The following is a 10,090-nucleotide window of genomic DNA, read 5'->3' as shown; positions in this document are numbered from 1 at the left end:
CCTTTGCCCGGTGCCCAGGAGGCCCACGTTGCCGATGGTGAACCCGTCCACGTCCTTGGCGGGGTCGATGGCGTTGATCACCGCCTCGGCGTCCATGTGCCCGGGCAGCGGCAGCTGCACCAGGATGCCGTGCACCGCCGGGTCATGGTTCAGCGTCTCGATCAGCGCCAGCAGATCCGCCTGCGCCGTCTCGGCCGGCAGCCTGTGCTCCCACGAGGCCATGCCCGCCTCGCGCGTCTGGACGCCCTTGTTCCTGACATAGACCGCCGAAGCCGGGTCCTCGCCCACCAGCACCACCGCCAACCCCGGCACGATCCCCCGCGCCGCAAGCCCCGAAACCACATCGGCAACCCGACCCCGCAAACCCAACGCAAAGGACTTCCCGTCGATCAGCGATGCCGCCATGTTCCATTCCCTCGCTTCGTCCATCCGAACCCCATCCGCTGGCGGCGCCCGCCGCATCGCGCCACGGGCTGCCGGTTTCCTGTTTCCCCCGCCGGGACCGACCCGGCCATTAGCGGCAAGGTCCACCCTCCCGCCTGGAGGTTTTGCGACATGCCGATGCCGCTTTCGGACCGGGTCGCGAATATTCCATCTCCGCGTCGCGCGGCCTGGCCGGTCTATAGCGGGGTGGGCGAAAGGCGAACAGCGGGAAGGATCACTTTCTTTTCGCACCGTGCCTTAGCGCGCGCCAAGGCATCAGGAGGCGGCGCTCAGGGCCGCCACCAGATCCCCGATGCCGGGCGTCACGGGATTGCCGCGCATCGAGGAACTCGTCAGCGCCGCCTCGGCCACGGCCTGGTGGCGGGCGGGGTCCAGCCCCAGGGCGGCAAGCCCGGGCAGACCCTGGGCGCGGGCCCAGTCCGCCAAGGCCACGGGCACCGCGTCGGGCGGGCAGGCCAGCGCCGGGGCCAGATCCGCCCGCAGCCGGGCAAGACGCGGCATGTCGCCGGTCAGCCGCCGGTTCATGTCCAGCACCGGGCCCAGCAGCGCGCCGCAGATCGCGCCATGCGCCGCGCCGGTCAGTCCGCCGATGACGCCCGCGAGCCCGTGGACCGCGCCAAGCCCGCCATTCGCCAGCGCGATGCCGCCGCACAGGCTGGTCCAGGCCATGCGGTCGCGCGCCTCGGGGTCCTCGGCCTGCATCAGCCGCATCAGCGCCTGAAGCCCCGGCAGGATCGCGGGACCCGCCAGCGCGTCGGTCAGCGGCGTCGCCTTGCAGGACAGCCATGGCTCGATCACCTGCGCCAGCGCATCCAGCCCCGAGGCCAGCGTCACCCAGCGCGGGCATCCATCGGTCAGCGCGGGGTCCACGATGGCCAGGCGCGGCAGCATGCCCTCGTCCCGGATCGAGACCTTGCGGCCGTGATCCGGCAGCCCGATCACCGCATTGCGCGTGGCTTCGGCCCCGGTTCCGGCGGTGGTCGGGATGGCGACGCAGGGCAAGGGCGGCACGCGCAGCGGCAGGCCGCGGCCCACGACCTCCAGATGGTCCATGATGCCGCCCGGCGCCGGGATCAGCGTGGCCAGAGCCTTGGCCATATCCAGCGCGGACCCGCCGCCCAGCCCGCAGACCCAGTCGGCCCCCTGCGAGCGGGCACGGTCAAGCGCGTCCCGCAGCATCGGCAGGCTCGGCTCGGCCCCGCAGGATACCGCCAGGACGGCCGCGCCCTGCGCCCGCAAGCCGTCCACCAGCCAGGCCGCGCGGGATGCGTCCGCCCCATGGACCAGCACGCCCCGGTTGCCCAGGGCGCGGATCAGGCCGGGCGCGCGGCCCGCCTCGCTCCGGCCGAAGATCACCCGGCCAGGCAGGGAAAAGCCAAAGGGCGTCATTGCGGCCCAGGGGATTTGCGGCATCTGGGGGCGGGTTGCATGGGGGCTCCTTTCGCCGCCTCACGCTGGCAGAAAGCCCGCCGGTCAGGCAAGCCCGCAAACGAAAGGGGCGCCGAAGCGCCCCCGAAGCCTGGTTTCCAAGGCCGTGTCACTCGCGCCAGGCGAGGCCACCCCAGACCCGGCCGTCGTCGCGGTCGCGTCCGCCCCGGACCGCTGCCATATAGGCCGCAGCAGCCGCGATCAGCGACGACGCCGCCAGCAGGAAGGCCGACAGGATGCCGGTGATGCGCGCAGTTTCGGCAGCCTCGGCCGCCTTGTCGCGGGCCTCGTCCAGACGGGCCTGCGCCTCGGTCTTCAGGCGCTCGGCCTCGGCACGGACCTCGTTCAGGCGCTGCTCGGCCTCGGCGCGGATCGCCTGGGCGCGCTCGACGGCCTGGTTGACGCGGGTATCGACCTCGGTTTCCGAAAGGCCGGTGCGCAGGGCGACCTGCTGGCGTAGCCAATCGCGGTCCTCGTCCGGGATCTCGCCCGTGCGGACGACATTGGCCAGTATGCCCACAAGCTGGCGCTGGTCGGCCGACATCTGCGCCTCGGCGTCCTGCTGCAGGGTCTGGCCGGGGCTTTGCCCGTCGGGCCGCAGCAGCGTGTCGGTGATGTAGTCCAGCGGATTGCCCATGCCGTCGGGCATCATGTCCTGAAGCGCCGGGGCCGCCGCCTGACCGGCACCCTGCGCCGCGCCGCCGATGGCCTGACCCGCGCCCGAGACGACACCGCCCGCAAGCTGGCCGGCGCCCTGCGCCACGCCACCGATGGCCGAGCCGGTCGCCTCGACCGCCGTCTGGACCGCGCCGCCGGCAGCCCTGACGCCGCCTCCGATGATCGAACCCGCCATGACCGCAGAGACGACCATGCCCAGCCCCCAGACGGTCAGGCCGTTGATGCCGTCGCGGACCGTGACCTCATCGCGCCCGCCCGAGCCGATGGGGCGGCGCATCCGGCCGGCGATATAGCCGCCCAAGGCATGGGCCGCGATCATCGAAACCAGCACGAACAGCGCCGTCACGACCAGCCAGGTCCAGCTGACGCCGCCGTCCTCGTCCACGGAAACCGCACCAAGGCCAAGCGCGGCGGCAAAGGTCGTCATCACCACCGCCACGCCGACCGCCACCACGGTACCGGCAAAGACCGCCGCCCAGTCCACATAGGGGCGATCCGAACCCTCGATTTCCCGAATGGCCATCAGCGCAACCCCAGCATGGAGAGGATGAACAGAACGACGACCACAAGACCGACCAGATAAATGATCGAATTCATTCGCTATTCTCCTTATGACAGATGCTGCGCCGCGCAGGGGGACAACGGACGGCAAAGCGGGAAAGTTTCGGATGCGGGAATTTAATTTGTTCCTGCGCCCCAAGGTCACGGGGCTGTCACGAAGCTTTGCGAATTGACAGGCCCCTGCCCGGTCGGACAACCTTGCCCGGCCGGATGGGGGGATCCGGCCCTTGGCCCCGTCTGCCGGGCCCTGCGGGTCGCGATCCGCCGAACACAGCAAACGGAGGGATTTCCATGAAAACCGCAGCCATCTTGACCCTGGGGCTGGCCACCCTGCCGCTGACGGCCGAGGCTAGGACGGAAATCTCGTGGTGGCATGCCATGTCGGGCGCCAATGCCGAGGTGGTGGCCAAGATCGCCGGCGACTTCAACGCCAGCCAGTCGGAATACGAGGTGAAGCCCGTCTTCAAGGGCACCTATCCCGAAACCCTGAACGCCGGCATCGCCGCCTTCCGCGCGGGCCAGGCCCCCGACATCATCCAGGTGTTCGACGTGGGCACCGGCGTCATGATGGGCGCGCAGGGTGCCATCAAGCCGGTGGCCGAGGTGCTGCAAGAGGGCGGCTTCACCTTTGACAAAGGCCAGTATCTGGCCGGGATCGTCGGCTATTACTCGACCCCCGAGGGCGAGATGCTGTCGTTCCCCTACAACTCCTCGTCGCCGATCCTGTATTACAACAAGGACATCTTCCAGAAGGCGGGCCTTGACCCCGAGAACCCGCCCAAGACCTGGGCCGAGGTCTGGGCCGCCGCCCGCAAGATCAAGGAATCGGGCGCCGCGACCTGCGGCTATACCTCGACTTGGCTGACCTGGATCCATACCGAGAATTTCGCCGCCTGGAACAACGTCAGCTGGGCCACGAACGAAAACGGCCTGGCCGGCACGCCCGAGCTGAAGATCGACGGGCCGCTGTTCGTCAAGCATTTCCAGGAACTGGCGGATCTCGCGAAAGAGGGCGTCTTCGTCTATGGCGGCCGCACCAGCGAGGCCAAGCAGAACTTCACCTCGGGCGAATGCGGCATCCTGACGGAAAGCTCGGGCGGCCTGGGCGATATCGTCAAGTCGGGGATGAACTACGGCATCGGCCAGCTGCCCTATGACGAGACCGCCGAAGGCGCGCCGCAGAACACCACGCCGGGCGGGGCCTCGCTGTGGGTGATGGGCGGCAAGTCGGAAGAGACCTACAACGGGGTCGCTGCCTTCTTCGACTACCTGTCGCAAACCCCGGTGCAGCAGTATCTGCACGAACAGTCGGGCTATCTGCCGGTGACGATGGCCGCCTATGAGGCGACCAAGGCCTCGGGCTTTTACGACAAGAACCCGGCGCGCGAGGTACCGATCCTGCAGATGTCCGGCAAGCCCCCGACCGAGAACTCCAAGGGCGTGCGCGCGCCGAACCTGCCGCAGCTGCGCGACATCCAGAACGAGGAATATGAAAAGATGCTGTCGGGCCAGCAGGACGCAGCCACCGCGCTGAAGAACGCGGCCGAGCGCGGCAATGCCGCCATCAAGGAAGCCGTGGGCGGCTGAGGCCGGCGGCGGGCGCGCGCCTGCGCCGCGCCCGCCATCGCGACAGGGGGACGGATGCGACGGACGGTCTTTCCGCATAGGCTGCTGCCTTGGCTTTTGCTGGCGCCGCAGCTGGCGATCACGCTGATCTTTTTCTACTGGCCGGCGGCGCAGGCGTTCCGCCAGTCCATGCTGCGAGAAGATGCCTTCGGGCTGAAGACGACCTTCGTGGGACTGGCGAATTTTCGCAAGGTGCTGGGCGATCCGGCCTATCTGAACGCCTTGCAGGTGACGGCGGTGTTTTCGTCGCTGGTCGCCCTGCTGGCCATGGCGATCGCGCTGTTCCTGGCGGTGCAGGCCGAAAAGATCGTGCGCGGCAAGGGGTTCTACCGCACGCTGCTGATCTGGCCCTATGCGGTTGCCCCGGCCATCGCGGGGATGCTGTGGCTGTTCATGTTCAACCCCAGCTTCGGCACGCTGGCCTGGCCGCTGCGGCAGATGGGCATCAACTGGAACCCGCTGCTGAACGCCAATCACGCCATGACGCTGGTGGTGGCGGCAGCGGTGTGGAAACAGATCAGCTACAACTTCCTGTTCTTCGTCGCCGGCCTGCAGGCCATCCCGCGCCCGCTGCTCGAGGCGGCGGCCATCGACGGGGCCACGCGCCGGCATGCCTTCTGGACCATCGTCTTTCCGCTGCTGGCGCCGACGACGTTTTTCCTGCTGGTCGTCAACACCGTCTATGCGCTGTTCGACACCTTCGGCATCATCCATGCGGTGACCGGCGGGGGACCGGGACGGGCCACCGAAACGCTGGTCTACAAGGTCTATAACGACGGGTTCGTGAACCTCATCATGGGCGACAGCGCCGCGCAATCGGTGATCCTGATGCTGATCGTGATCGCGCTGACCGCCTTCCAGTTCCGCTTCATCGAGCGGCGGGTGCATTATGGCTGAGCCCTCGCCCCTTGCGCCCAAGGGAGCCGGACGGGCCCTGGCCCATCTGTGGATGATCCTGGGCGTGATCGTGGTGGCCTTTCCGGTCTATTACGTCCTGATCGCCTCGACCCACAGCACCCAGACCATCCTGCGCCCGCCGCTGCCGCTGCTGCCCGGGGCGCAGGCGGCGGCGAACTATCACGACGCCTTCACCGGCGGCATATCCAAGATCGGCGGCGTCAGCCTGTGGCGGCTGCTGGCGAACACCACCATCGTGGCGATGGGCATCGCGCTGGGAAAGATCGCGATTTCCATGGCCTCGGCCTATGCCATCGTGTTCTTCCGCTTTCCGCTGCGCATGGCCTGTTTTTGGCTGATCTTCATCACCCTGATGCTGCCGGTCGAGGTCCGCATCCAGCCGACCTACAAGGTCATGGTCGACCTCGGCCTGATCGACACCTATCCGGGGCTGATCCTGCCCCTGATCGCCTCGGCTACCGCGACGCTGCTGTTCCGGCAGTTCTTCATGACCATCCCGGACGAACTGCTGGAGGCCGCGCGGGTCGATGGCGCCGGGCCCTGGCGGTTCTTCAAGGACATCCTGTGGCCGCTGTCGCTGACCAATGTGGCGGCGATCTTCGTCATCCAGTTCATCTATGGCTGGACGCAATACCTGTGGCCGCTGCTGGTCACGAATTCCAACGAAATGAACACCATCGTCATTGCGCTAAGGAAGATGATCTCCTTCGCCGATGCCGATACGCCCTGGAACCTGGTCATGGTCACCTCGGTGCTGGCCATCCTGCCGCCGATCCTGGTGGTGGTGCTGATGCAGCGCTGGTTCGTCAAGGGCCTGGTCGAGACGGAGAAATAGATGGCTGGCATCACCCTGACCGACGTCCGCAAAAGCTATGCCGGCACCCCGGTGATCCACGGCATCAGCGCCGAGATTGCGGACGGCGAATTCGTGGTCATCGTCGGCCCCTCGGGCTGCGGCAAGTCCACGCTGCTGCGCATGGTCGCGGGGCTCGAGGACATCACCTCGGGCACGGTCCAGATCGGCGGCCGCGTGGTCAACGACCTGGAGCCGCGCCAGCGCGACATCGCCATGGTGTTCCAGAACTATGCGCTTTATCCCCACATGTCGGTGCGCGACAACATGGCCTATGGGCTGAAGATTGCGAAGCTGTCGCGCGCGGAAATCGACCAGCGCGTCACCAGGGCCGCAAGGATGCTGGAACTGGAACCCTATCTGGACCGCAAGCCGCGCGCCCTGTCGGGCGGCCAGCGCCAGCGCGTCGCGATGGGCCGGGCGCTGGTGCGCGACCCCGCCGCCCTGCTGCTGGACGAGCCGCTGTCGAACCTGGACGCGAAACTGCGCGTGCAGATGCGGCTGGAAATCAAGGACATGCACCTGCGCACCGGGCAGACCACGCTGTATGTGACCCATGACCAGGTCGAGGCGATGACCCTGGCCGACCGGCTGATCGTGATGAACAGGGGCGTCGCGGAACAGATCGCCACCCCGCTTGAGGTCTATGAGCGTCCCGCGACCGAGTTCGTCGCGGGCTTCATCGGCTCGCCTGCCATGAACATCATGACGGCCGAAGCGGGCACGGGCGGCGTGACCCTGCCCGGCGGTCATGTCTTGGCCTTGGACCTGCCGCCAGGCCCGCTGCGGCTGGGCATCCGCCCCGAGCATCTGCACGAGGCGGATGGCGGCATCCCGGTCGACCTGCGCTCGGTCGAGCGGCTGGGCGCGGATGCCTTCGGCTATGGCACCATCGCCGGCAGCGACGTGGCGATCACGCTGCGTCTGCCCGGCACGACCCGCGCGCAACGCGGCGACCGGGTTGCGGTGATGCCCGACCCTGCCCATCTGCATCGTTTCGACCCGGAAAGCGGCCAGCGCCTTCGGGACGCAGGCCTTGACGAAAGGAAACACGATGCGCAGCGCCACCCATGACAGCTTTGGCGACCCCGCCGCCGTTCTGAAACTTGCCGACGGCCCGACGCCCGAACCCGGTCCGGGCCAGGTCCGCATCCACGTGATCCTGTCGCCGATCCACAACCACGACCTTTGGACCGTGCGCGGCAGCTATGGCTACAAGCCCACCCTGCCCGCCATCGGCGGATCCGAGGCCGTGGGCGTCGTCGACGCCCTGGGCGATGGCGTCGCCGGGCTTCGCCTGGGCCAGCGCGTCGCGGTGGCCGGACTGCGCGGGTCCTGGGCCGAATACGCCCTGGCCCCGGCCGCCGGGCTGGTGCCACTGCCCGACGCCATCACCGACGAACAGGGCGCGCAACTGATCGCCATGCCCTTCAGCGCCATCACCCTGCTGGGGCTCCTGGGCGTGGGCCCGGGCGACTGGTTCGTGCAGAACGCGGCCAATGGCGCGGTGGGCAAGGCTGTCGCGATGCTGGCCCGCGCGCGCGGCATCCATGCCCTGAACCTGGTCCGGCGCGACGCCGCCGTGGCCGAGATGCAGGACCTGGGCCTGGACGCCCTGTCGACCGAAGGAGCCGACTGGCCGGACCGGGTGCGGGCCGCGACCGGGGGCGCGCCCATCCGGGCGGCGGTCGATTCCATCGGCGGCAAGGCTGCCGGCGCGCTGCTGTCGCTGCTGGCGGATGAGGGGCTGCTGGTGTCCTTCGGCTCGATGACCGGGGGCGCGATGGAGATTTCCTCGGGCGATCTGATCTTCAAGCAGGCGGTGGTGCGCGGCTTCTGGGGCGCCAAGGTCAGCGCCGCGATGCCCCCCGAGGAGCGCGCCCGGCTGATGGGCGAGCTGATCGGCCTGGTCGCGGACGGCGCGCTGATCCTGCCGGTCGGCGGCATCTTCGGGCTGGACCGGATCGGGGACGCGGTGCGTGCCTCGCTGGCGCCGGGCAAGGCGGGCAAGATCCTGCTGCGCCCCTGACCCACGGCCCCGCTGTTCCGCCGCCGCAAAGATGCTAAAGACCCCTGCGACCAACAGGGGGATCGGCATGGCAGAACCGGGGGGCATCCGCATCGAGAGCGTCAGCCACGCCATCGCCGGGCGCGCCGTCCTGTCCGGCATCGACCTCGGGCTGGACGCGGCCCGGGTCGGCATCATTGGCCGCAACGGCTCGGGGAAAAGCACGCTGGCGCGGGTGCTGGGCGGGCTGATCCGGCCCGACCAGGGCCGCGTCACCATCGCGGGGGTCGATGTCTGGCAGGACCGCCGGGCGGCCATCGCGACCGTCGGCATCCTGTTCCAGAACCCCGAACACCAGATCATCTTTCCCACCGTGATCGAGGAAATGGCCTTTGGCCTGCGCCAGCTGGGCCAGGGCCGGGCCGAGGCGCGGGCGGGCGCGCTGGAGACCCTGAACCGCTTCGGCAAGGCGCATTGGCAGGACGCCACGACCGAGGCGCTGTCGCAGGGCCAAAAGCACCTGCTGTGCATGATGGCGGTGCTGGCCATGCGGCCGCGCTGGCTGATCCTGGACGAGCCCTTCGCGGGCCTCGACATCCCGACCCGGATGCAGCTGGTGCGCCACCTGGATGCATCGGGCGCCCGCATCCTGCATATCTCGCACGAGCCGCGCGACCTGGCCGGCTATGGCGACATCTGCTGGCTGGACCGTGGCCGCATCCGCGCCCGAGGCGGCCCCGCGCTGCTGGCCGAGTTCGAGGCCCGCATGATCGAGGAGGGCGCGTCCGATGATCTCGCTGACCTCGCCGGTTAGGACGCGGGCGCAGGACTGGCCGGCCGGCGCCAAGCTGGCCGCGCTGGCCGTGGCGACCACGGGCCTGTTCCTGTTGCCGGGGGTCTGGCCGCAACTCGCCGCGCTGGCGGGGGTCGTCCTGCTTTACGCCCTGCCCGGCCGCATATTCCTGCGCCACGGGCTGCGGCAGCTGCGCCCCCTCTGGCCGCTGGCCCTGGTGCTGCTGGCTTGGCACGGGCTGACCGGGGACTGGGCCGGCGGGTCCGCCCTTGCGCTGCGCGTCCTCTCGGCCGTGGCGCTGGCCAACCTGGTGACGATGACCACCAGCCTCGAGGCGCTGCGCGAGGTGATCCACCGCCTGCTCGCGCCTCTGCGCCGTATCGGCCTGCCCGTCGCCATCCTCGAGGCCGCGATCCCCCTGGTGATCCGCTTTACTCCGGCCCTGATCGGCAAGGCGCGCCAGCTTGCCCTGGCCTGGCGCGCGCGCTCGCCGCGCCGCCCGGGCTGGCGGGTCGTCCTGCCGCTGACCCTGGGCGCGCTTGACGACGCCGACCGCGTGGCCGAAGCCCTGCGCGCCCGCGGCGGCCTGTTGCTGCCCGAGGATAGATAGGCTCCAAACAAGGCCAGGCGGGCGCGGATGGGGGGTGAATCATGTTCCCCAAATCAGGTCGAGAGTTGACTCTTTCAAAGTTCCGCTAGAGTCAGGGCTCACAACCCATAGATGACTGTTGCGGCGAGAGCGCAGGCTGAGAGGAACAGGATCGGGCAGCGGTCGTATCGG

The 10,090-nt window shown here is 69.0% G+C and carries 10 protein-coding genes; 7 read left to right on the top strand and 3 right to left on the bottom strand.

What is annotated here, in order from left to right; all coding sequences use genetic code 11:
* The 3 genes from BU28_RS0117050 to BU28_RS0117040 all read right to left on the bottom strand — a co-directional run.
* A partial coding sequence (locus BU28_RS0117050; RefSeq protein ID WP_028720523.1) for a tetrahydrofolate dehydrogenase/cyclohydrolase catalytic domain-containing protein occupies positions 1-405 on the bottom strand: 405 nt, incomplete at its 3' end.
* 294 nt (positions 406-699) lie between these two features.
* Complete coding sequence (locus BU28_RS0117045; protein WP_028720522.1) at positions 700-1,833, bottom strand: iron-containing alcohol dehydrogenase; 1,134 nt, start codon at positions 1,831-1,833, stop codon at positions 700-702.
* Between the two features lie 148 nt (positions 1,834-1,981).
* Positions 1,982-3,073, bottom strand: a complete 1,092-nt coding sequence (locus BU28_RS0117040; protein ID WP_036763312.1) for a hypothetical protein — start codon at positions 3,071-3,073, stop codon at positions 1,982-1,984.
* Between the two features lie 329 nt (positions 3,074-3,402).
* Here BU28_RS0117040 and ugpB point away from each other — a divergent pair, with 329 nt between their 5' ends.
* The 7 genes from ugpB (at position 3,403) to BU28_RS0117005 (ending at position 9,919) form a co-directional block, all read left to right on the top strand.
* Positions 3,403-4,698, top strand: a complete 1,296-nt coding sequence (gene ugpB, locus BU28_RS0117035) for a sn-glycerol-3-phosphate ABC transporter substrate-binding protein UgpB (RefSeq protein WP_028720520.1) — start codon at positions 3,403-3,405, stop codon at positions 4,696-4,698.
* Between the two features lie 54 nt (positions 4,699-4,752).
* The gene (gene ugpA / locus BU28_RS0117030) at positions 4,753-5,634 is read left to right on the top strand and encodes a sn-glycerol-3-phosphate ABC transporter permease UgpA (protein WP_028720519.1); all 882 of its coding nucleotides are present in this window, start codon (positions 4,753-4,755) and stop codon (positions 5,632-5,634) included.
* Positions 5,627-6,490 (top strand): sn-glycerol-3-phosphate ABC transporter permease UgpE, encoded by an 864-nt coding sequence (ugpE, locus tag BU28_RS0117025; protein ID WP_028720518.1) that lies wholly within the window; start codon positions 5,627-5,629, stop codon positions 6,488-6,490. Before ugpA ends, ugpE begins: the two co-directional genes overlap by 8 nt.
* Positions 6,491-7,582, top strand: coding sequence for a sn-glycerol-3-phosphate import ATP-binding protein UgpC (locus tag BU28_RS23530; RefSeq protein WP_051578283.1), 1,092 nt, complete (start codon positions 6,491-6,493; stop codon positions 7,580-7,582).
* A complete protein-coding gene (locus BU28_RS0117015) occupies positions 7,563-8,537 on the top strand; it encodes a zinc-binding dehydrogenase (RefSeq protein ID WP_028720517.1) in 975 nt (324 codons plus the stop codon). Before BU28_RS23530 ends, BU28_RS0117015 begins: the two co-directional genes overlap by 20 nt.
* A gap of 67 nt (positions 8,538-8,604) precedes the next feature.
* Complete coding sequence (locus BU28_RS0117010) at positions 8,605-9,330, top strand: energy-coupling factor ABC transporter ATP-binding protein (RefSeq protein ID WP_028720516.1); 726 nt, start codon at positions 8,605-8,607, stop codon at positions 9,328-9,330.
* Complete coding sequence (locus tag BU28_RS0117005) at positions 9,305-9,919, top strand: energy-coupling factor transporter transmembrane component T family protein (protein ID WP_028720515.1); 615 nt, start codon at positions 9,305-9,307, stop codon at positions 9,917-9,919. Before BU28_RS0117010 ends, BU28_RS0117005 begins: the two co-directional genes overlap by 26 nt.
* The last annotated feature ends 171 nt before the right edge of the window (positions 9,920-10,090 follow it).

The organism is Paracoccus yeei ATCC BAA-599 (assembly GCF_000622145.1).
Classification (GTDB): Bacteria; Pseudomonadota; Alphaproteobacteria; order Rhodobacterales; family Rhodobacteraceae; genus Paracoccus; species Paracoccus yeei.
The sequence above is the reverse complement of the archived record's forward strand: the minus strand, read 5'-3'. Positions and strand labels throughout refer to the sequence as shown.

Excerpts from the sequence above, each read along its gene's own strand:
- ugpB (WP_028720520.1), top strand. The coding sequence starts at position 3,403 with ATGAAAACCGCAGCCATCTTGACCCTGGGGCTGGCCACCCTGCCGCTG.
- BU28_RS0117010 (WP_028720516.1), top strand. The coding sequence starts at position 8,605 with ATGGCAGAACCGGGGGGCATCCGCATCGAGAGCGTCAGCCACGCCATC.
- BU28_RS0117015 (WP_028720517.1), top strand. The coding sequence starts at position 7,563 with ATGCGCAGCGCCACCCATGACAGCTTTGGCGACCCCGCCGCCGTTCTG.
- BU28_RS0117040 (WP_036763312.1), bottom strand. The coding sequence starts at position 3,073 with ATGGCCATTCGGGAAATCGAGGGTTCGGATCGCCCCTATGTGGACTGG.
- ugpE (WP_028720518.1), top strand. The coding sequence starts at position 5,627 with ATGGCTGAGCCCTCGCCCCTTGCGCCCAAGGGAGCCGGACGGGCCCTG.
- BU28_RS23530 (WP_051578283.1), top strand. The coding sequence starts at position 6,491 with ATGGCTGGCATCACCCTGACCGACGTCCGCAAAAGCTATGCCGGCACC.
- BU28_RS0117045 (WP_028720522.1), bottom strand. The coding sequence starts at position 1,833 with ATGACGCCCTTTGGCTTTTCCCTGCCTGGCCGGGTGATCTTCGGCCGG.
- BU28_RS0117005 (WP_028720515.1), top strand. The coding sequence starts at position 9,305 with ATGATCTCGCTGACCTCGCCGGTTAGGACGCGGGCGCAGGACTGGCCG.
- ugpA (WP_028720519.1), top strand. The coding sequence starts at position 4,753 with ATGCGACGGACGGTCTTTCCGCATAGGCTGCTGCCTTGGCTTTTGCTG.